Consider the following 20,237-nt stretch of genomic DNA (forward strand, 5'->3'; position numbering starts at 1 on the left):
GGAAGGGGCTCTGAGCAGGGGGTACGGTGGGCCGCGCGAGCCGACGAGGGGGTAACGGGGATGCCGACCGGAACGCTGCTGCACCGTGAGCGCGAACTCACCGAACTGGCCCGCGCGCTCGCCGGCATCCGGGCCGGCCGGCCCGCCGTCGTGCTCGTCCGCGGCCCTCGGGGCATCGGCCGGAGCGCCCTGCTCGCCGCCGCACCGGCCCGCGTCGACGGCGGGGCCGTGGTGCTGCGGGCGCGCTGCCACGCCGCCGAGCGGGAATTCCCGTACGCGGTGGTACGACAGCTCCTCGACCACTTTCCGGAAAAGCGACGAGAGGTCGAGCCGCCCGAATCCGGGGAATTCCCGGAACGGGTGCTCGACCACCTTTTCCGCACCGTCCGATCCCTCGCCACCCGCACCCCCGTGGTGATCGCCGTCGACGACCTGCACCTGGCCGACGAGGAATCCCGCCGGTCGCTCTCCTACCTCGCCCGCCGCATCGAGGGCCTGCCCGTCGCCCTCCTCGCCACCACCCCCGACGAGGCCGCCGACCCGCTCGCCGCCGAACTCGCCGGCCTCGGCCAGGCCCGAACCGTCACCCCCGACCCGCTCTGCGACGGCTGCGTCGCCGAACTGCTCGCCGAGGAGTTCGACACCCCCGTCGACCAGGACCTCGCCGCCCTCTGCCACGACCTCACCCGGGGCAACCCGCTCGTCCTCGAAGAGCTCGCCGCCCGCCTCCGCGCCGCCCGCATCCCCGTCGGCGCCCCCGACCTCGCCGCCGTCCACCGGATCGGCGCCGCCACCCTCGCCGACACCAGCCTCACCTGGCTGCGCCACAGCCACCCCCGCGCCGCCGACCTCCTCACCGCCCTCGCCGTCCTCGGCCCCGACGCCGACCTCGCCACCGCCGCCCTGCTCACCGGCCTCGGCGAACTCCACACCGACGAAGCCCACGAGGCACTGCGCCGCACCGACCTCCTCCATCCCGGGTCACCCGCCGCCTTCCGCCACGACACCATCCGCGCCGCCGTCCTCGCCCACACCGACCCGGCCACCCTCCTCGCCCTCCACCAACGGGCCGCCACCCTCCTCACCCGCCTCGGCGCCCCCGCCACCCGCACCGCCGAACACCTCCTCTCCGCCGGCACCACCCACCCCGACCGCTCCGTCCCCGTCCTCCGCGCCGCCGCCCACGAAGCCGCCACCGACGGCCACTGGGACACCGCCGCCCGCTACCTCCACCGCGCCCTCGCCGACACCCTCCCCCCGGACCCCGCCCACCCCCTCACCGCGCACCCCCTCACCGCGCACCCCCTCACCGCCCACCTCCTCACCGCGCACCTCGGCACCATCGAACTCCACCGCGACATCCCCGCCGCCATCCGCTGCGCCACCACCCTCGCCACCATCCCCGACCCGGCACAGCGGGCCCTGCTCCTGGCCCCACTCGCCGCCCCGCTCCTCACCCTCGGCGTCGCGGCGGCCCCCTTCTCGGAAGCGGCAGCAGCCCTGGCGGCCCTGCCTGCCCTGCCCGCCCCGCCCGCCCTGCCCGTGCTCGCCGCCCACGCCGTGCTGGCCGGTCGACGCGCGCCCCTGCGGCCCGCGCTCGCCGCGTTGCGTACGGGCGCGGGGCGGGCGGGAGCCCCGGCGTTGTTCGGTGCGCTGGCGGCCTCGGCCGCTGCCGCAGGTTCCTCCCGTACGGCCGTACGGTTCGCGCGGCGCTGTCTGGAGGCGACCTCGCCCGCCGAGGCCGGGGTCGAGGTGCTCGGGGCGGCCCTGGGACTCGCCTGGACGGGGGCTCCGGAGGAGGCGATCGCCTGGGTCGGGCGGGCCGTGCGCTCGGCCGAGCGCTGGAACCGCCGCGGCGACCTCGCGCTCGCCCTGCTCATCCGTGCCGATCTCGCCCACCACCGGGCCCGCCCGCAGGACGCCCTGGCCGACGCCGAGCGCGCCGCCGAGCTGGGCGCGGCCCTGCGGGCGCAGGAACTGACCTCGACGGCGGGCACGTCGGCGCTGCGGTCGCGCCTGGCGCTGGGTCGGCCGGGCGACCCGGCCGTCGCCGAACTCCCGGTCGAGGCACACCCGTTGCTGCGGGCGGTGGCCCTGGAGACGCGAGGGCTGCTCGCCGCCCACCACGGTGACCACCGGGAGGCGCTGCGACTGTTCCGGTCCTGCGGCGCCCTGCTGGCCGCCCACGGCGTGACCAACCCCGCCTGCGTGCCCTGGCGTTCGCACGCGGTCCGGGCCAGCCGCGCCCTCGGCGACCATGCCGCCGCCCACGTCCTGGAAGCCGCTCCGGCGTCCCCGGCGGGCGGCCCCAGGCGGCAGGCCCGGCTCTCCCCGAGCGAACGCCGGGTCGTCGACCTGGTCCTGCAAGGGCTGAGCAACCTGGAGGTGGCCGAGCGCCTCTTCCTCAGCAAGCGCACGGTGGACACCCACCTCGGCCGGATCTACCGCCGGCTGGGCATCAAGGGCCGCCCCGAACTGGCGGCGGCCGTCGAGGGCTTGTGAGAGGCGCACCCGCCGGGGCAGGTACGGGCCGCCGCCGGGCGGAGGCCGGGGATCCGGCTCCGGGCTGTGCGGGGTGAGGCGGCGGCGCCCGCCCTACCCAGCCGCCGGGGCCGCCGTGAGGCCGAACTCGGCGCCCCACGGGTCCCGCAGGACGGCGGGTTCCTCGCGGGCGGGCCGGAGGACCTGGGCGCCCAGGGCGACGGCCCGGCGGGTGGCGGCCTCCGGGTCGGTGGCGCCGAAGCGGGGGAGCCACTGCGGTCGGCCCTGGTCGCTCTCGACCACCGGGACGCCGCCGCCCCCGCCGCCGAACAGCTCCCCGTAGAACGCCTCCGCGCACCCCGCCGCCTGCGTCCGCAGCTCGTGCCCGCACAGGGCACCGGGCTCGTCGACGAGCATGCCCCCCACCGCCCGCTCGCCCTCCCAGAAGCCGACGGTGGCCCCGACCGCGTCGATGGCCAGGAAGAGCCGGCTGCCGCCCCCGGCGGGCACCGGCGGCATCACGACCCGCCCGCCCTGGTGCCACACGCGTTCGCAGGTGAGGTCGGCGTCGTCCGTCGCCAGGTAGATGTTCCACGCGGCGTGGGGCGGCAGGCCGGCCGGGGCCGCGCCGAAGCCGCAGACGGCCCGGCCGCGCAGGACGGCGAGGTCGTAGCCGGGTGATTCGGTGACGAACTCCCAGTCCAGCAGCGCGGAGTAGAACGCCCGGCTGCCGCTCAGGTCGGGAGTGATGCAGTCAACCCAGCACGGCGTGCCGTGGGGGCTGCGGGTACGTCGGGGCACGGTTCCTCCGTCATGGCGTGGTCGATCAGCCCGGCCGCCTCCTCGGCCCAGCCCACGTCGGGCAGGTGGAGGCGGAGGGCGGGTGCCCCGGTGAGGGCGGCGGTGGCGTCGGCGGGCCAGAGGCGGGTGGTGTAGTCGCCGGGGGTGAGCCGGACGTCGTCCTCGGCGGCGCGGCAGAGCCGCACCAGGGTGGGCGGTCCCGGTCGGGCGTGGAGGGGGACGACGGGGCCGAGGCTCTCGGGCCGTACCTGGAGCACCTCGGCGCCGCCCCCCGGCGGCTCGACGGTGCGCCAGGCGCCTTCGGGCAGTCCGGCCCCGCGCAGCCAGGCGGCCGCGGCTCCGCGGGCTTCCAGCGGGGCGAGGTAGGGCAGCGGGTGGCCGGTGCGGCGGTCGAGGACGAGCAGTTGCCCGGAGACGAACGCCCAGCCGCGCCGCGCGAGCGCCGCCGCCACGTTGGCCTGCTCCCCGTACGGCCCGCCGAGCAGCGCCACGGACCGGCCGTGCCGGGCCAGCACCACGGCGGGCGTCAGGCAGTACCGGTCCCGGAGGGCGGCGAAGGGCGGTACGGCCGGGGGCAGGTTGCCCCAGTCGCGGAAGGCCCGCCGCAGCAGGGGGGTGCCGTCCGCGCGCCGTACGAGGTAGTCCGGTTCGGCGCCGCCCCGGCGGATCTCCACGAGCAGCCGCGCGGAGCCGCCGCCGCCCCCACGAAGGTGCGGCCCGAACCGGAAGGCGATCTCCTCGCGCTCGACCCCGGTGAGACCGGTTTCGAGGCCGGCTTCGAGTCCGCTTTCGAGGCCGGGTTCGAGGCCGCTCGTGAGACCGCTCGTGAGGCCGATCTCAAGGCCGAAGAAGTCCAGCAGGATGGGCTCGGTGTCCGGCAGCACTTCGCCTCCTGACGTGCGCGTTCTGCGTGTCCGACGTGTCCGACGCCCGGAAGTCTGCTGCAGGGCCCGGGCCGCCGGAAGGGTTTCCGGACGGCAGGAAGATCGCGCTGGCAGCTTGGTGCCACGGCTGGCATGATCGAGCCGCCGACTCGCCCGGCGTCAGGCCGGGAACGGGGACGAGGACGCGAAGGGGTGGGCCGATGGTGCCCGAGATCGACGGTGCGGCGCAGGACGTCTACCGGCTGATGCTGGCGGAGCACCGGATCGGTGCCCCCGACATCGCCGTCGCGCTGGGCCTGTCCGAGGCGCGGGTGCGCGCCGCGCTCGACCGACTGGAGGGCCTGCGGCTGCTGATCCCGTCGGACGGCCTGGCGGGGGAGGCGCCCGGGGGCCTGCGGCCGGTGGATCCCAGGGTGGGGCTGCCCGCGCTGCTGCGGCACATCGAGTCGGCGCAGCAGCGCAGTGTGGAGGAGTTCGAGCGGCGCCAGGCCGCGATCACGGATCTGCTGGCCGAGTACCGGGACGAGTCGGCGGACGAGAGCGCCGACCTGGAGCGCCTGGTGGGCATCGCGACGGTGCACGCCAGGATGGACCAGGTGATCAGCGGCGTCCGCGAGGAGCTGCTCACCTTCGCCCCGGACGGTGTCCGGCCTCCGACCTCCTTGGAGGCGAGCCGCGCGGGCAACGAGGACCTGCTGACCAGGGGCGTGGCGATGCGCACGATCTACCTGGACGCCGCCCGCAAGTACCGCCCGCTGGTGCGGCACGCCGAGTGGCTGACGGGGCTGGGCTGCCAGATCCGCTCGGTGCCCGCGCTGCCGCTGCGGATGCTGGTCTTCGACCGGAAGCGGGCGTTCGTGCCGATGGACCCGGCGGACACCCGCCGGGGCGCGATCCTGCTCAGCGCCCCGGGGGTGATCACGGCCCTGGTGTCGCTGTTCGAGCAGACCTGGGCGGACGCGAAGCCGTTCGGCGCCCCGCCGCGGCGCGACGAGCAGGGGCTGACCGGGCAGGAGCAGGAGTTGCTGCGGCTGCTCGGCCAGGGGTTCACGGACGAGATGGCGAGCAAGCGGCTGGGCCTGTCGCTGCGGACGGCCCGCCGGATGATGGCGGACCTCATGGACCGCCTGGGCGCCCGCAGCCGGTTCGAGGCGGGTCTGCTGGCGGGCCGGCGCGGCTGGCTCTGAGGGGGCGGGGCCCAAGTGGTGTGGGTCACGCCGGAATCGACCGTTTTCGACTGTTCTGCCGGGGTGCTCGGAGCCGTCCGCAGGGGTTGTCGGTACACCGGAGGTTCGTGACCGCAGTGGCCCTAAATATGATCGGAAGTCACGCTCGTCGGTTCGTCCCGGCGACCGTCCGTGCAACCCGGGGCGGTGGTCGGGTCGTCATCCAAGTGTGCGGTGCGCCAGATCGTCCGGGGCGTCGCTTCCGTCGGTGAAAGGTACGCGCATGTCAGGTGAGTGGGGCGAAGGCCCGACCCAGGGCGAGGACGCCTCCTCCGGCGCGGTCTCGACCGGGGGCGACGGAGCCGTGCCGCCACCGCGCACCGGCGGTCGCGCCGAGGCCCGCAGGGCCGCCCAGGGCAAGGGCGGCGACCGCAGCGGCGGCGCGACGGACGGCGACAAGGACGGCGGCCGGGCCGCCGGACGCGCGGCGGCCCGCCGTGGCGGCAAGCCCAAGAAGAACGTGAAGAAGATCGTCGCCTGGTCGGCGGCCGGCGTGCTGGTGCTGATCGCGGGCGCGGGCGGAGCGATCTACTTCAAGCTCAACGCCAACATCAAGTCCTTCGACGCCGACGCGATAGCCACCGACCGCCCGCCGGAGGCCAAGGCCGACGCGGACGGCAACAGGCCGGTCAACATCCTGCTGATCGGCTCCGACAGCCGCGGCAAGAACAACGCCGACCTCGGCGGCGGCGAGGACGGCGGCGCCCGCTCGGACACCACGATCCTGCTGCACGTCTACGCCGACCACAAGCACGCCGTGGGCATCTCGATCCCGCGCAACGCGAAGGTCCCGATCCCGTCCTGCAAACTGCCCAACGGCAAGTGGACCAAGGGCGGCGGCGTCGAGCTCTTCAACTCGGCCTTCGCGATGGGCGGCAGCGACGACGGCAACCCGGCCTGCACCCAGAACACCGTCGAGAAGGTCACCGGCATCCGGGTCGACCACACCATCGTGGTGGACTTCAGCGGCTTCGCCTCGATGACCAAGGCCGTGAACGGCGTGGACATCTGCCTGCCGAAGGCGATCTACGAGGGGGACATCAACCCCAAGCTGCCCAAGAAGGGCGCGATGGTCCTGCCGCAGGGCAAGCAGACCGTCCAGGGCCAGCAGGCGCTGGACTACGTCCGGCTGCGCCACGGCATCGGCGACGGCTCCGACATCGGCCGGATGAAGCGCCAGCAGGCGTTCCTCAGCTCCTTCGCCAGCAAGGTCAAGAAGGAGGGGCTCAGCCCCACCACCCTCCTGCCGCTGGCCGACGCCGCCACCAAGTCGCTGATCGTCGACCCCGGCCTGGACTCCGCGGACAAGCTGATCTCCTTCGGCATGTCGCTGCGCAACATCGACATGCACGAGCTGAAGTTCGTGACGGCGCCCTGGCGCTTCCGCACCGAGGACAAGGACCTCGACCTGGTCCACCCCGACGTGGACAAGCTCTGGGAGACCCTCAAGGCCGACCAGACCGTCGACGGCCAGAACGCCACCGGCCAGCAGCCCGACGCCCCCGCCACCTCGGCGCCCCAGCAGCCCACCACCCCGGCCGCCCCGGCGGGGGACGCCGCCAACGCCTCGATCAAGGTCGCGGTCTACAACGGCACGAGCACCAACGGCCTGGCCGGCAAGGCGACCGAACTGCTCAAGGGCGCCAAGTTCACCGCCACGACGGCCGGGCAGGGGCCCAACACCAAGTACAAGACCACCGTGGTCGAGTACGGCTCCGGGCAGAAGGCCAACGCCGACAAGGTCGCCGCGCTGTTCCCGGGCGCCACGGTCAGCGCCGGCGGCGGGCGCGGCGTGAACGTCATCGTCGGCCAGGACTTCGCCGCCGCCAGCGGCCTGGCGGGCGCCACCGGCGGCGCGGGCACCCCCGCCCCGGGAGCCCCCGGCGGCGCCCCGCAGCCGCTGCCGACCACCGTCACCAACGACGTCCGCTCGGCCGACGACGACATCTGCGCCAACACCTCGTACGGCAGCGGCGGCTGAGCCGTGGGGAGGTGAGGGCCCCGGGGCGCGTGCCCCCGGGGTCCGTGCCATGGTGGCCCTGACGGAGGGGGCCACCACGGCACCGAAAGGCGGGCCCATGCCCGAGATCGCCCTGCAGCTCGACATCGCCGCCCAGCGCTCCGTCGTCCTCGCCGCGCTCACCACCCACGACGGCCTGACCGGCTGGTGGACGGACGCCGTGGACCGCGACGGCGACGTGCTGCTCCTCACCCTCCCGGGCGCCCCGGAGCCGTACCGGCTGCGCGTCCAGCGGGCCGACACCGACAAGGTGGTGTGGTCCAACGCGGGCGTCTTCCCGCCGCAGTGGGCGGGCACCTGGATCAGCTGGGACCTCGCCGAGCAGCCCGGCGCCCCCGAGCGCACGGTCCTGCTGCTGCGCCACGGCGGCTGGCAGCCGGGCGGCGAGCACGGCATCCCGGCGGTGGCGGGCACCTGGGCGGAGCTGGTGGTGCGCCTCAAGGACTACGCGCAGAGCGGCGAGAAGCAGCCGTACTTCGTCACCACCCGCCGCCACGACCCCGCGTAGGGCGTGTCCTCCGGCGCCCCCCTTCGCCCGCCAGGGCGCCGTCCGGTGGCGGGATCGCGGCGGCGGGCCGATGGTGGGCGGTGTACCGCCGTCCGCGCGACGGGTGTGCGGGCCGGGGCCCGGCCCGCGGCCCGCCCGACCCCGCCACAGCCGGCCACCACCGCCTCCGGGAGGCCCCGCAATGCCCGTAGTCACCGATCCGTACCAGCCCGGCACCCCCTGCTGGATCGACCTGATGGCGAGCGACCAGCAGGCCGCGCTCGACTTCTACCGCGACCTGTTCGGCTGGCAGGGCGAGGTCGGCCCGGCCGAGTTCGGCGGCTACGCCGTGTGCACGCTGAACGGCCGCCCGGTCGCCGGGATCATGGCGCGGTCCGCGCCCGAGGGGCAGCCGTTGCCGCCCGTCGGCTGGACGACGTACCTGGCCTCGGACGACGCCGACGCGACCTCCTCGGCGATCACCGGCGCCGGGGGCACCGTCCTGTACGAGCCGATGGACGTCGGCACGATCGGCCGGATGCTGGTCGCCGCCGACCCGACCGGTGCGGTGTTCGGCGCCTGGCAGGCCATGGACTTCATCGGCGCGGGCGTCGTCAACGAGCCGGGCGCGCTGGTGTGGAACGAGCTGAACACCACCGACACCGACGTCTCCGGCCGCTTCTGCCACCAGGCGCTCGGCCTGCGCCCGGCCACCATCCAGGGCATGGACGGCTACTTCTCCCTCAACGTCGGCGACCGCACGGTGGGCGGCCTCCAGTCCGTCCCCGGGTACCTGGGCGGCGGCACGCCCTCGCACTGGATGACGTACTTCTCGGTGGACGACACCGACTCCACCGTGGACGCCCTGGTCAAGGCGGGCGGCTCGGTCGTCCAGCCGCCCTTCGACATGCAGTCCGGCCGGATGGCCGTCGTCCGGGACCCGCAGGGCGCCGTGTTCGCCGTCATCCAGGCCCCCGAGGCGCAGCTGCCCGACTCCGCCTGAGCCCGGCGGTGACCGGAAGCCGCCCTTCCCGCGACGCGCCGCCGGGAATGGGCGGCTTCGCCGCGCTCCCCGGGTAAGACTGCACCCATGCTGGGGCTACCGGACGACATCCGCGCTTTCCTCTTCGACCTCGACGGGGTGCTCACCCAGACCGCGAAGGTGCACGCCGCGGCCTGGAAGGACACCTTCGACGCCTTCCTGCGCGCCGAAGCCGCCCGCACCGGCGGGCAGTTCGTCCCCTTCGACGCCGTCACCGACTACGACGTGTACGTGGACGGCCGCCCGCGCCTGGACGGCACCCGGGCCTTCCTGCGCAGCCGGGGCATCGACCTGCCCGAGGGCACCCCGGAGGATCCGCCCAACTCCCGTACGGTGCAGGGCATCAGCCGCGCCAAGAACGACACCGTGCTCAAGCTCATCCACGACCAGGGCGTGCAGCCGTACGAGGGCTCCGTCGCCTACGTGCACCGGCTGCGCGCGCTGGGCCTGCCGGCCGCGGTGGTCTCCTCCAGCGCCAACTGCCGGGACGTACTGCGCTCGGCGGGCATCGAGGAGCTGTTCGAGGTGATCGTGGACGGCCTGGTCTCCGCCCGCGAGCACTTGCCCGGCAAGCCCGCGCCGGACACCTATCTGTACGCGGCCCGCGCGCTCGGCGTGGAGCCCGCGCACGCCGCCGTCTTCGAGGACGCGCTGGCGGGCGTCGCCTCCGGCCGGGCGGGTGGCTTCGGCGCGGTGGTCGGGGTGAACCGCACCGGCCAGGCCGCCGAACTGCGCCGCGACGGCGCCACGGTGGTCGTCGACGACCTGGCCGAACTCCTGGTCGACGAAAAGCGGGGAGACGAAGCATGAGCCCGTCCGACAACTTCACCATCGACCCCTGGCAGATCACCGAACACGGCCTGGACCTCAACGCCCTGGCCCGCTCCGAGTCCCTGTTCGCGCTCTCCAACGGGCACGTGGGCCTGCGCGCCAACCTCGACGAGGGCGAGCCGCACGGCCTGCCCGGCACCTACCTCAACGGCGTCTTCGAGCTGCGCCCGCTGCCGTACGGCGAGGGCGGCTACGGGTACCCGGAGTCCAGCCAGAGCATCATCAACGTCACCAACGGCAAGATCATCCGGCTGCTGGTCGACGACGAGCCCTTCGACCTGCGCTACGGCGAACTCGTCAGCCACAGGCGCTGGTTGGACTTCCGCGAGGGACTGCTCCACCGCGAGGCCGAGTGGACCTCCCCGGCCGGGCGGACGATCCGGGTGCGCTCCACCCGCCTGGTCTCGCTCACCCAGCGCGCCGTCGCCGCCGTCGAGTACACCGTGGAGGCGGTGGACGCCCCGGCGCGCATCGTGCTGCAGTCCGAGCTGGTGGCCAACGAGCAGCTGCCCGGCGGCCCGGAGGGGGACCCTCGGGCCGCCGCCGTGCTGGAGGCCCCGCTGCAGGCCGAGGCGCACCACGCGAGCGGGGCGAAGGCGGTGCTGGTGCACCGCACCCGCTACAGCGGCATCCGGGTCGCCGCCGGGATGGACCACGTCATCGAGGGCCCGGAGCGGTACGACGTCGTCGCCGAGGCCGAGACCGACCACTGCCGGATCTCCGTCACCACCGTGCTCCCGCCCGGACAGAAGCTGCGGCTGGTCAAGTTCACGGCGTACGGCTGGTCCGGCGCCCGCTCGCTGCCCGCCGTCCGGGACCAGGTCGAGGCCGCGCTGACCGCCGCGCGGTACACGGGCTGGGAGGGCCTGGTCGCCGAACAGACGGACTTCCTCAAGGAGTTCTGGGAGACCAGCGACATCGAGATCGAGGGCGACGTCGAACTCCAGCAGGCCGTCCGGTTCGCCGTCTTCCACGTCCTCCAGGCGGGCGCCCGCAGCGAGGAACGCGCCATCCCCGCCAAGGGGTTGACCGGCCCGGGCTACGACGGCCACAGCTTCTGGGACACCGAGACCTTCGTCCTGCCGGTGCTCACCTACTGCCTGCCGGGCGCCGTCAACCAGGCCCTGCGCTGGCGGCACACCACCCTGCCGCTGGCCCGCGAGCGGGCCGCCCAGCTCGGCCTGGCCGGCGCGGTGTTCCCCTGGCGGACGATCCGGGGCGAGGAGTGCTCCGGGTACTGGCCGGCCGGCACCGCCGCCTTCCACATCGGCGCCGACATCGCCGCCGCCGTGGTCCGCTACGTCCGGGCCACCGGGGACGTGGAGTTCGAGCGCGAGTACGGCCTCGAACTCCTCGTCGAGACCGCCAGGATGTGGCGCTCGATCGGCCACCACGACACCGCCGGCAACTTCCGCATCGAGGGCGTCACCGGCCCCGACGAGTACAGCGCCGTCGCCGACAACAACGTCTACACCAACCTCATGGCGCAGACGAACCTGCGTGCCGCCGCCGACGCGGCCGTGCGCCACCCCGACGCGGCCGCCGCCCTCGGCGTCGACACCGAGGAGACCGCCGCCTGGCGCGACGCGGCCGCCGCGATGTACCTGCCCTACGACGCCGACCTCGGCGTGCACCCGCAGGCCGACGGCTTCACCCACCACCAGGTCTGGGACTTCGAGGGCACCCCGCCCGAGAAGTACCCGCTGCTGCTGCACTACCCGTACTTCGACCTGTACCGCAAGCAGGTCGTCAAGCAGGCCGACCTGGTGCTCGCCATGCAGGTGCGCGGCGACGCCTTCACCGACGAGCAGAAGGCCCGCAACTTCGCCTACTACGAGCGCCTGACCGTCCGGGACTCCTCGCTCTCCGCCTGCACCCAGGCGGTGATCGCCGCCGAGGTCGGCCAGCTGGACCTCGCGTACGACTACACCGCCGAAGCCGCCCTGATGGACCTGCACGACCTCGGCGGCAACACCCGCGACGGCCTCCACATGGCCTCGCTCGCCGGGGCCTGCATCGCCCTGGTCGCCGGCTTCGGCGGGCTGCGCGACCACAGCGACACGCTGTCCTTCCGGCCCCGGCTGCCGGCCGGGCTGACCGGGCTCGGCTTCTCGCTGATGGTGCGCGGGCAGCTGCTGGGCGTGCGGATCGGCCACGAGGGAACCACGTACACCCTGCGCCGGGGCGAGGTGATCCACCTGCGGCACGACGGGGAGATGGTGCAGGTCAAGGCGGGTGAGCCGGTCACCCTGCCCACCACGGCCCCGCCCGCCCAGGAGCGCTGCGCCCAGCCGCCCGGGCGCGAGCCCGCCCGCCGCCAGCCGCTGGCGGGCCTGGCGGCGGGCAAGCTCGGCCAGCAGGACCACCTGGCCGCCGAGTAGGCCACCTGTTCGGGTCCGTCCCGGGTGCGGGGCGGGCCCGGGCGCCGGAGGGTGGTCACATCCTGTGGCAACCGGTGCCGGGCGAAGGAGAACCCCCGTGGCGAGCGTGGCCGAACAGATGGTGGAGATCCTGCGGCAGGCCGGGGTGGAGCGGGTCTACGGCGTGGTCGGCGACAGCCTCAACCCGGTCGTCGACGCGATCCGCCGCGCCGAGGGCATCAGCTGGGTGCACGTGCGCAACGAGGAGGCCGGCGCCTTCGCGGCCGCCGCCGAGGCCGAGCTGAGCGGGCGGCTGGCGGTGTGCGCCGGCTCCTGCGGCCCCGGCAACACCCACCTGATCCAGGGCCTGTACGACGCCCAGCGCAGTGGACTGCCCGTCCTCGCCCTGGCCTCGCACATCCCCTCTGGCCAGATCGGTACCGGCTTCTTCCAGGAGACCCACCCCGAGCGGGTGTTCACCGACTGCAGCTCCTGGTGCGAGATGCTCTCCGCCCCCGCCCAGCTGCCCCGGCTGCTGCGGGTCGCCATCCAGCACGCGCTGGGCTCGCACGGCGTCTCGGTGCTCGCCTTCCCCGGGGACGTCGCCGCGCTGCCCGCCGCCGGACCGACGGGATCGAGCCACTTCCTCACCGAGCAGGCGGTGGCCGCCCCGCCCTGGTCCCAGGTGCAGGAGCTGGCCCGGCTGCTGAACGGCGCCCGCAGGGTCGCCCTCTTCTGCGGCGCCGGGGTGCGCGGCGCCCACACCGAGGTGATGGAGCTGGCCCGGGTCCTGGCCGCGCCGGTCGGGCACTCGCTGCGCGGCAAGGAGTGGATCCAGTTCGACAACCCGTACGACGTCGGCATGAGCGGCCTGCTCGGCTACGGCGCTTGCCACGAGGCGCTGCACGAGGCCGACCTGCTGGTCATGCTCGGCACCGACTTCCCGTACGACTCCTTCCTGCCGCAGGCCCGCACCGTCCAGGTCGACCACGACGCGACCAGGCTGGGCCGGCGCACCGCCCTGGAGCTGGCCGTGCACGGGGACGTGGCGGCCACCCTGCGGGCCGTCCTGCCGCTGCTGGACGAACGGAAGGACCGCGCCTTCCTGGACGGCATGCTGCGCAAGCACTGCAGGGCGCTGGAGGACGTCGTCGGCGCGTACACCAAGGGCATCGACAAGCACCTGCCGATCCACCCCGAGTACGTCGCCTCGGTGCTGGACGAAGCCGCCGCCGAGGATGCGGTGTTCACCGTCGACACCGGCATGAACAACGTCTGGGCCGCCCGCTACCTGACGCCCAACGGCCGCCGCCGGGTGATCGGCTCCTTCCTCCACGGCTCGATGGCCAACGCCCTCCCGCACGCCATCGGCGCCCAACTCGCCTGCCCGGGGCGGCAGGTGGTCGCCATGGCGGGCGACGGCGGGATCGGGATGCTGCTCGGCGAACTGCTCACCGTGGTGAAGTACCGGCTGCCGGTGAAGACGGTGGTGTTCAACAACGGCGCGCTCGGCATGATCAAGCTGGAGATGCTGGTCTCCGGGTACCCGGAGTCCGAGATCGACAACGGGGACGTGGACTACGCGGGCATCGCCCGGGCGATGGGCATCCCGGCCAAGCGGGTCACCGAGCCGGCCCGGGTGCGGGAGGTGCTGGCGGAGGCGCTGGAGCGGCCGGGGCCCGCGCTGGTGGACGTGGTGACCGACCCCAACGCGCTCTCCATCCCGCCGAGGATCACCGCCGCCCAGCTCAAGGGCTTCGCACTGGCGGCGGGCCGGACGGTGCTCTCCGGAGGGGTCGGGCGGATGGTCGACCTGGCGCGCAGCAACCTGCGCAACATTCCCTGGCCGTAACGAAACCGGGTTTGCCCCTGAGGCAATTTTCTTGCCCGCCAGGCAGGACGGGTGTCCACTGGTCACATGACCACCAGCCCCACAGGCGCAGACGGCCCGAACGACGACCAGGAGGTCGCCGGCCTCGCGGCCCGGCTGCGCGAGCACCGGCTCGGGAGCCGCCTGACCCTGGAGGTCGCGGCGGCCCGGGTCGGGCTCTCCCCAGCCTATCTGTCCCGGCTGGAGACCGGACGGCGCCAGCCCTCCCTGCCCGTCCTGCTGGGCCTGGCCCGCGCCTACGGCACCTCCGTCTCCGGACTGCTCGGCGAGACCATGGCCGAGCCGGACCCGATCGTGCGCGGCGCCGCCGTCGAGCCCGGCCGCGCGGGCGGCTGGGGCTACCGCAGGGCCGGCGCCCCCGGGCGGGCCATGCAGTCGCTCCACGTGCACGTGCCGCCGGGCGTCCAGGACGCGGTGGTCCGGGTGCACCCCGGCGAGGAGTGGCTGTACGTCCTGCAGGGCGCGCTGCGGGTGACCCTCGGCGAGCGCGTCCACCGCCTCGGCCCGGGCGACTCCGCCCACTACGACTCGCTCACGCCGCACTGCCTCGCCGCCGAGTCGGAGGACGGCGTCGAGCTGCTCTTCATCCACACCCTGCTGCAGAGCCCCGGCGGCGAGCTCTGCCTGGGCGGCGGACCCTCCGCCGGCCACTGAGCCGACGCATCGAACCGACGCATCGAACCGACGCATCGAACCGACGCATCGAACCGACGCATCGAACCGAAGCATCGTCAGAACCCCTCGGAGGAGATCACGATGGCCGATCCCACCACCACCGTCACCACCGCCACCACCGCCGCTGCCCTCAACCCCGACACCCCCGCCGGTCCGAAGACCATGGACGCCGGCAAGTGGGCCAACAAGCGCGTCTACATCCGCCTGGTGATCTACACCGCGGGCATCCACGTCTTCGCCGGCTTCATCATGCTGCTGTTCGAACTGGGCAGCCGCAACCGGTAGTTCACCCGCCCCGGGTCGACCGGAGCAGCTCGCACAGCGCCCCCAGGGCCGCCGGGAAGGCGTGCTCCGGCGGGGTCGCGTACCCGATCACCAGGCCCGGCTCCGGCTCCGGCTCCCCGCCGGCCCGGTGCCAGTCGAGGCCCGAGAGTCCCAGCCCCGCCGCCTCGGCGCGGGCCGTCAGCTCGGCCTCCGTCACCGAGCCGGCGGGCAGCCGGATCACCACGTGCAGCCCGGCGGCGATCCCGGTCACCCGTACGTGCGGGGCGTGCTCGGCCAGCGCCGCGACCAGCCGGTCGCGGCGCCGCCGGTAGTGCAGGCGGCAGCGTCGCACGTGCCGGTCGTACGTCCCGGAGGTGATCAGCTCGGCCAGCGTCAGCTGGTCCAGCACGGGGGACATCGTGTCGGCCCGAATCTTCAACCGGGCCACCGGCTCCAGGAGTTCGTCCGGCAGCGCCAGCCAGGCCAGCCGCAGGCCCGGCGCCAGGCTCTTGGCGGCCGTGCCCGCGTACACCACCCGCTCCGGGTCCAGCGCCTGCATCGCGCCCAGCGGCTGCCGGTCGAAGCGGAACTCCCCGTCGTAGTCGTCCTCGACGATGTACCCGTCCCGCTCGCGCGCCCACCGCACCGCCGCCGCCCGGCGCTCGGCGGACAGCGCGGCGCCCGTCGGGTACTGGTGGGCCGGGGTGAGCAGGACGGCCCCGCGGGTCTCGTGCAGGCCCTCCACCCGGGCGCCGTCGCAGTCCACCGGCAGCGGGTGCACCGCCAGCCCGGCCGCCCGGGCCGCGGCGTGCTGGGGCGGCAGCCCGTACGCCTCCACCGCCAGCGTCCGGGTGCCGCGCTCGCGCAGCGCCGCGCAGAGCAGGCCGAAGCCCTGGGAGACACCGGTGCAGATCAGCAGGTGGTCCGGGTCGGTGCGCACGCCCCGGACGCGGGCCAGGTAGCGGGTGAGCGCCTCCCGCAGCTCGATCCGGCCCAGCGGGCTGCCGTAGCCGAACGCCTCGTGCGGCGCGGTGGCCAGCGCCCGCCGGGCGGCGGCCAGCCAGGCGGTGCGGGGGAACGTCGACAGGTCCGGCCGCCCGGACATCAGGTCGTGGCGCACGCTGCGCCGCTGCGGCCCCGGCGGGACGGCGGTGCGCCTCACCACCTCGCACGGCACGGAGCGCTCCGCGACGACGGTCCCCGACCCCTGCCGCGAGCTCAGCCACCCCTCGGCGGTCAACTGCCCGTACGCCTCCACCACGGTGTTGCGCGCGATCCCCAGGTCCTCCCCCAGGGCCCGCGAGGACGGCAGCCGCGTCCCGGGCGCCAGCCGCCCGTCCTGCACCGCCTCCCGCAGCGCGTCCTCCAGCGCCGCCCTCAACCCCACCCCACCGGCCCGCCGCTCGGTGAGGTCCAGATGCAGATCGCCGCCGAACGTCGTCCAGGTCCCGGTCACCCACCCATTCTCCCCGACGACGCGGCAGCGCCCGGACCGTCGGGCGGTCCGGGCGCTGGTGGGGAGGCGGTGGGGAGGCGGTGGGGAGGCGGTGGGGGAGGCGGGCTCAGACGGAGAGGTAGACGGCGCTGCCGAGGCCCGCGAGGAAGCAGTAGACCGCGAAGGGGGTGAGGCTGCGGGTCTCGAAGTACTTGGTGAGGAAGCGGACGGAGATGTAGCCGGCGACGAAGGCGGCGACGCTTCCGGCGGCGACGGGGCCGAGGACGGAGGAGTTCTCGGGCTTGAAGAGTTCGGGGACCTTGAGGACCGAGGCGGCCAGGATGACCGGGGTGGCGAGGAGGAAGGAGAAGCGGGCGGCGTCCTCGTGGTGGAGGCCGCGCAGGATGCCGGCGCTCATGGTGACGCCGGAGCGGGAGATGCCCGGGAAGAGGGCGAGGATCTGGGCGGCGCCGATCCAGGTGCCCTGGACGAAGCTGAGCTTGGTCAGCCGCATGTCGGAGGCGATCGCCGGGTCCACCCCGGGCTCGTCGACGGGGGCCGCGTGGCCGGCCCGGCGGCGGCCGTTGCCGCCGCGCTTGAGGCGTTCGGCGCCGAGGAGGACCAGCCCGTTGAGGGCGAGGAAGACGGCGGCGGGGACGGGCTTGCCGAGGGCGTGGCGCAGGGCCTTCTCCAGGACGAGGCCCGCGACGCCGACCGGGATGGTGGAGATGATCAGCAGCCAGGTGAGCTTCTCGTCGCGGGTCTGGATCCGGCGGTGGCGGATCGAGGAGACGAGCCCGCTGACCACCCGCACCCAGTCCCGCCGGAAGAACACCACCAGCGCGAGCGCGGTGGCCAGGTGGAGGGCGACCAGGGCGGCCAGGTAGGAGGAGCCCTCGGCCGTCATGTCCAGGTCCTGCCCGAGCTTCCCGCCCACCAGGGCGGGGAGCAGGATGCTGTGGCCCAGGCTGGAGACCGGGAAGAGCTCCGTCACGCCCTGCAGCAGGCCGACGCCTATCGCTTCCGGGTAGGTCAGGGTGGACATCTCACACCTTCGCTCGGGAATCTGCGCCCGCCGAATCCGGGGGCCCCCGCGAAGCTACTACGGACCTGTAGACGCTCGGCAAGTCCGTCGCCAGAAATTCATCGACCGTACGACCCCGGGACATCGAGGGGGCGAGGCGCCGAGGCGCTACCCCAGGGCCACCCGCTGCCACGCGTCCGCGCCAGGCGCCGCCGCGAAGTCGTACCGCAGCAGGTCCGGCCCGAGCGCGAGCAGCGAGATCGAGGAGGAGCCCCAGATCCGCCCGTCCCCGAAGTCCCGCCGCTGCACCAGCGCCGCGTCCGCGTCCAGCGCCAGCCCGTCGCCCGTGACGATCGGCAGCCAGGCGCCCCACGCCTCCCGCGCCGGCCCGCCGGGGCCGGGCCGCGGGCGCGCGGTGGCGGTGAGCCGGGCCCGGAAGTGCTCGGCGCGGGCGGCCATCAGGGCGCGCACCCGCTCGGAGGTGGTCCGGTTGGCGGCCCGCCCCTCCAGGCCGTCGTTGAGCACCACGCTGAGCCCGACGGGCAGTTCGCGCTCCTGTGCCCGCCCGGAGCCGCCCCAGCTGGTGACGCGGGCGCCGTCCGGCCGGACGACCACGAGGTGGAACGGGTCGTACGGGGCGAGGTCGAGGTGCCCGATCCCGCCGTGCTCGACGGCGGTGAGCGGCAGTTCGCCCCGGGAGAGCCGGGCCTCGGCGGGGGCGAGCGGCCCGAAGCCGTTGAGCAGGCAGGCGGCGGTGCGGGTGGCGGGGTCGACGGCCAGCCAGGTGCCGCCGGCGGCGAGGTCCAGCCCGCCGACCAGCCCGGGCCGTCCGGGCCAGTGCGGGCCGGGCGGCCGCCAGGCGCGCCCGAGGTACTCGTCCCGGACGGAGAGCAGCAGCACCGGCGCCGCGGACTCCGGTTCTATGCTCACGAACGCCGTACACACGACCCTTGGGCCCCCTCGGTCTCGCCCTCCCCGCGATCCTCGCACGTGCGTTCCCGTACCGGAAGGGGAGGCGGAGTGGCCGAAATGGCCGAAGTGGCCCAGGGAAACCGTCGCCGAATGCACCAGAACTCCGGGCCGCCCGCTTCCTAAGCTGATCACCATGACGACCAACGAGACCGTCCCCGCGCCCGCGCAGCGTCTGGAACTGCACCGCCATGCCCCAGACTTCTACCAGGCGATGATCGCCACCGACCGGGCCTCCCGGGCGGGCCTGGACCCGGTCCTCGCCGAGCTGGTCAGGGTGCACGCCTCGATGATCAACGGCTGCGCCTTCTGCATCGACATGCACGCCGCCGAGGCCCGCGAGAACGGCGAGCAGGACCACCGCCTGGTCTCCCTCCCCGCCTGGCGCGAGACCCCCTGGTTCACCGCCCGCGAGCGCGCCGCCCTGGCCCTCACCGAGTCCGTCACCCTGCTCACCCAGGGGCACGTTCCGGACGCCGTGTACGAGGAGGCGGCCGCGCAGTTCGAGGAGGCCGAGCTGGCCCGGCTGATCGCCCTGATCGCCACCATCAACGCGTGGAACCGCATCGGCGTCTCCACCCGCATGAGCCCGGCAGCGAAGTGAGCGGCGCACAGATGACGACTCGGCAGAACACTCAGCAGCAGCAGGCCCGCCTCCTCCGCGAGCTGCACCGCCCCGGCGACCCCCTGGTCCTCGCGAACGTGTGGGACGCGGCGAGCGCCCGTCTGGTGGTCGCCGCGGGCGCCAGGGCGGTGGCCACGGCCAGCGCCAGCGTCTCCTGGTCCCTCGGCAGCCCGGACGGCGGCGGCGCCGACCGCGACCAGGTGCTGGCCCGCACCGCCCAGGTGGTCCGCTCGGTGGCCCTGCCCGTCACCGCCGACATCGAGAGCGGCTACGCGGACACCCCCGCCGGGGTCGGCGAGACCGTCACCGCGCTGCTCGCCACCGGCGCCGTCGGCCTCAACCTGGAGGACGCCGCCCACCCGCCCGAGCAGGCCGCCGAACGCATCGCGGCGGCCCGGGCGGCGGCCGACGCGGCCGGCGTCCCGGCGTTCGTCAACGGGCGCACCGACGTGTTCCTGCGCGGGATCGGCGCCCCCGAGGGCCGCCTGGAGGAGACGGTGCGCCGCCTGCGGGCGTACGTCGAGGCGGGCGCGGACGGCGTGTTCGTCCCCGGCGTCTCCGACCCGGCGACCATCGCCGCCCTGGTGGAGGCCGTGCCCGCCCCGCTGAACGTGCTGGCCGGCCCGGGCTTCCCGTCCGTCGCGGAGCTGGCGAAGCTCGGCGTAGCCCGGATCAGCCTCGGCCCGGGCCTGGCCGAGGTCGCGTACGCGGCCGTGCGCCGCGCCGCCGAGGAGCTGTACGGCGAGGGCACGTACGCGGCCCTGGAGGGCGGGCTCACCTACCCCGAGCTGAACGGCCTGTCGCAGCAGCAACAGCAGCAACAACAACAGCAGCAACAACAGCACTGACGACATGAGACTCGGGCGGCCGGCCGTACGGGGGTCGGCAGGCCGCCCGTCCCGCGTGTCAGCCGATCTGCCCGCTGAGGCCGGGGTGGCTCATCTGGTTGGTGCCGACGGCCTCCACCTCGTTGGCGGTGTTGCTGGCCACCGGGAGCTGGAGCTTGCCGACCGTCTGGAGGGCGAGGTCGGCGGGGGAGGCGTTCAGGCCGTCGGTGAGGCCGCCGGTGGCGTCGGGCGAGGAGGCGGTCTGGCCGGTGGCGGAGGCGGCCGGGGCGGCGAGCGCGAGGCCCGCCATGGTGAGGGCGGCGAGGGTGGCGAGTTTCTTCATGCCCTGCCGAACGACCCGGGCGGCCCTCAGGTAACCCCGTGGGCCCGACCGT

At 74.6% G+C, this 20,237-nt stretch carries 18 protein-coding genes; 12 read left to right on the plus strand and 6 right to left on the minus strand.

Annotation, left to right across the window (positions count from 1 at the left end):
* Positions 1-60: 60 nt before the first annotated feature.
* Complete coding sequence (locus tag ACIBCA_RS14640; protein WP_396283225.1) at positions 61-2,502, plus strand: AAA family ATPase; 2,442 nt, start codon at positions 61-63, stop codon at positions 2,500-2,502.
* Between the two features lie 93 nt (positions 2,503-2,595).
* Here the strand turns inward: ACIBCA_RS14640 and ACIBCA_RS14645 are convergent, their stop codons facing one another.
* On the minus strand, positions 2,596-3,282 hold the full coding sequence (locus tag ACIBCA_RS14645; RefSeq protein ID WP_396283226.1) for a VOC family protein: 687 nt from the start codon (positions 3,280-3,282) through the stop codon (positions 2,596-2,598).
* Positions 3,216-4,166 (minus strand): hypothetical protein, encoded by a 951-nt coding sequence (locus tag ACIBCA_RS14650; RefSeq protein ID WP_396283227.1) that lies wholly within the window; start codon positions 4,164-4,166, stop codon positions 3,216-3,218. Before ACIBCA_RS14650 ends, ACIBCA_RS14645 begins: the two co-directional genes overlap by 67 nt.
* Positions 4,167-4,366: 200 nt before the next feature.
* Between ACIBCA_RS14650 and ACIBCA_RS14655 the strand changes: the two genes are divergently transcribed.
* From ACIBCA_RS14655 to ACIBCA_RS14695, 9 genes are all read left to right on the plus strand, one after another.
* Entirely contained in the window at positions 4,367-5,353 is a 987-nt protein-coding gene (locus ACIBCA_RS14655; protein WP_396283228.1) for a LuxR C-terminal-related transcriptional regulator, read from the plus strand.
* Positions 5,354-5,615: 262 nt separating this feature from the next.
* Positions 5,616-7,373 carry an LCP family protein gene (locus ACIBCA_RS14660; RefSeq protein WP_396283229.1) on the plus strand — a complete coding sequence of 586 codons (1,758 nt, stop codon included), beginning with the start codon at positions 5,616-5,618 and terminating at the stop codon, positions 7,371-7,373.
* A 97-nt stretch (positions 7,374-7,470) separates the two neighbouring features.
* Positions 7,471-7,920, plus strand: coding sequence for an SRPBCC domain-containing protein (locus ACIBCA_RS14665; protein WP_396283230.1), 450 nt, complete (start codon positions 7,471-7,473; stop codon positions 7,918-7,920).
* 181 nt (positions 7,921-8,101) lie between these two features.
* Positions 8,102-8,902 carry a VOC family protein gene (locus tag ACIBCA_RS14670; RefSeq protein ID WP_396283231.1) on the plus strand — a complete coding sequence of 267 codons (801 nt, stop codon included), beginning with the start codon at positions 8,102-8,104 and terminating at the stop codon, positions 8,900-8,902.
* 87 nt (positions 8,903-8,989) lie between these two features.
* Positions 8,990-9,751, plus strand: coding sequence for an HAD family hydrolase (locus ACIBCA_RS14675; RefSeq protein WP_396283232.1), 762 nt, complete (start codon positions 8,990-8,992; stop codon positions 9,749-9,751).
* Positions 9,748-12,153: a glycoside hydrolase family 65 protein gene (locus ACIBCA_RS14680; protein WP_396283233.1), complete on the plus strand. Its 2,406-nt coding sequence runs from the start codon at positions 9,748-9,750 to the stop codon at positions 12,151-12,153. The genes ACIBCA_RS14675 and ACIBCA_RS14680 overlap by 4 nt, the downstream gene beginning before the upstream one ends.
* 118 nt (positions 12,154-12,271) lie before the next feature.
* Positions 12,272-13,984 (plus strand): pyruvate dehydrogenase, encoded by a 1,713-nt coding sequence (locus ACIBCA_RS14685; RefSeq protein ID WP_396283278.1) that lies wholly within the window; start codon positions 12,272-12,274, stop codon positions 13,982-13,984.
* Between the two features lie 66 nt (positions 13,985-14,050).
* Positions 14,051-14,677, plus strand: a complete 627-nt coding sequence (locus ACIBCA_RS14690) for a helix-turn-helix domain-containing protein (protein WP_396283234.1) — start codon at positions 14,051-14,053, stop codon at positions 14,675-14,677.
* Positions 14,678-14,779: 102 nt separating this feature from the next.
* Positions 14,780-14,983, plus strand: a complete 204-nt coding sequence (locus ACIBCA_RS14695) for a DUF6126 family protein (protein WP_396283235.1) — start codon at positions 14,780-14,782, stop codon at positions 14,981-14,983.
* Position 14,984: 1 nt separating this feature from the next.
* On the opposite strand, the gene ACIBCA_RS14700 is transcribed toward ACIBCA_RS14695, so the two are convergent.
* From ACIBCA_RS14700 to ACIBCA_RS14710, 3 genes are all read right to left on the minus strand, one after another.
* A complete protein-coding gene (locus ACIBCA_RS14700; protein WP_396283236.1) occupies positions 14,985-16,418 on the minus strand; it encodes a PLP-dependent aminotransferase family protein in 1,434 nt (477 codons plus the stop codon).
* Between the two features lie 106 nt (positions 16,419-16,524).
* Positions 16,525-17,442: an undecaprenyl-diphosphate phosphatase gene (locus tag ACIBCA_RS14705; protein ID WP_396283237.1), complete on the minus strand. Its 918-nt coding sequence runs from the start codon at positions 17,440-17,442 to the stop codon at positions 16,525-16,527.
* A gap of 147 nt (positions 17,443-17,589) precedes the next feature.
* Complete coding sequence (locus ACIBCA_RS14710) at positions 17,590-18,351, minus strand: NRDE family protein (protein ID WP_396283238.1); 762 nt, start codon at positions 18,349-18,351, stop codon at positions 17,590-17,592.
* 175 nt (positions 18,352-18,526) lie between these two features.
* Here ACIBCA_RS14710 and ACIBCA_RS14715 point away from each other — a divergent pair, with 175 nt between their 5' ends.
* Both ACIBCA_RS14715 and ACIBCA_RS14720 read left to right on the plus strand, forming a co-directional pair.
* A complete protein-coding gene (locus ACIBCA_RS14715) occupies positions 18,527-18,994 on the plus strand; it encodes a carboxymuconolactone decarboxylase family protein (RefSeq protein ID WP_396283239.1) in 468 nt (155 codons plus the stop codon).
* An 11-nt stretch (positions 18,995-19,005) separates the two neighbouring features.
* Entirely contained in the window at positions 19,006-19,863 is an 858-nt protein-coding gene (locus ACIBCA_RS14720; protein WP_396283240.1) for an isocitrate lyase/phosphoenolpyruvate mutase family protein, read from the plus strand.
* 58 nt (positions 19,864-19,921) lie between these two features.
* On the opposite strand, the gene ACIBCA_RS14725 is transcribed toward ACIBCA_RS14720, so the two are convergent.
* The gene (locus ACIBCA_RS14725) at positions 19,922-20,185 is read right to left on the minus strand and encodes a hypothetical protein (RefSeq protein ID WP_396283241.1); all 264 of its coding nucleotides are present in this window, start codon (positions 20,183-20,185) and stop codon (positions 19,922-19,924) included.
* Positions 20,186-20,237: the final 52 nt, after the last annotated feature.

Origin of the sequence: Kitasatospora sp. NPDC051170, assembly GCF_044455705.1 — a bacterium.
GTDB lineage: Bacteria > Actinomycetota > Actinomycetes > Streptomycetales > Streptomycetaceae > Kitasatospora.

Bases quoted from the DNA above. Each gene is read 5' to 3' on its own strand.
- ACIBCA_RS14640 (WP_396283225.1), top strand. From the start codon at position 61: ATGCCGACCGGAACGCTGCTGCACCGTGAGCGCGAACTCACCGAACTG.
- ACIBCA_RS14655 (WP_396283228.1), top strand. From the start codon at position 4,367: ATGGTGCCCGAGATCGACGGTGCGGCGCAGGACGTCTACCGGCTGATG.
- ACIBCA_RS14660 (WP_396283229.1), top strand. From the start codon at position 5,616: ATGTCAGGTGAGTGGGGCGAAGGCCCGACCCAGGGCGAGGACGCCTCC.
- ACIBCA_RS14665 (WP_396283230.1), top strand. From the start codon at position 7,471: ATGCCCGAGATCGCCCTGCAGCTCGACATCGCCGCCCAGCGCTCCGTC.
- ACIBCA_RS14670 (WP_396283231.1), top strand. From the start codon at position 8,102: ATGCCCGTAGTCACCGATCCGTACCAGCCCGGCACCCCCTGCTGGATC.
- ACIBCA_RS14675 (WP_396283232.1), top strand. From the start codon at position 8,990: ATGCTGGGGCTACCGGACGACATCCGCGCTTTCCTCTTCGACCTCGAC.
- ACIBCA_RS14680 (WP_396283233.1), top strand. From the start codon at position 9,748: ATGAGCCCGTCCGACAACTTCACCATCGACCCCTGGCAGATCACCGAA.
- ACIBCA_RS14685 (WP_396283278.1), top strand. From the start codon at position 12,272: ATGGTGGAGATCCTGCGGCAGGCCGGGGTGGAGCGGGTCTACGGCGTG.
- ACIBCA_RS14690 (WP_396283234.1), top strand. From the start codon at position 14,051: ATGACCACCAGCCCCACAGGCGCAGACGGCCCGAACGACGACCAGGAG.
- ACIBCA_RS14695 (WP_396283235.1), top strand. From the start codon at position 14,780: ATGGCCGATCCCACCACCACCGTCACCACCGCCACCACCGCCGCTGCC.
- ACIBCA_RS14705 (WP_396283237.1), bottom strand. From the start codon at position 17,442: ATGTCCACCCTGACCTACCCGGAAGCGATAGGCGTCGGCCTGCTGCAG.
- ACIBCA_RS14715 (WP_396283239.1), top strand. From the start codon at position 18,527: ATGACGACCAACGAGACCGTCCCCGCGCCCGCGCAGCGTCTGGAACTG.
- ACIBCA_RS14720 (WP_396283240.1), top strand. From the start codon at position 19,006: ATGACGACTCGGCAGAACACTCAGCAGCAGCAGGCCCGCCTCCTCCGC.
- ACIBCA_RS14725 (WP_396283241.1), bottom strand. From the start codon at position 20,185: ATGAAGAAACTCGCCACCCTCGCCGCCCTCACCATGGCGGGCCTCGCG.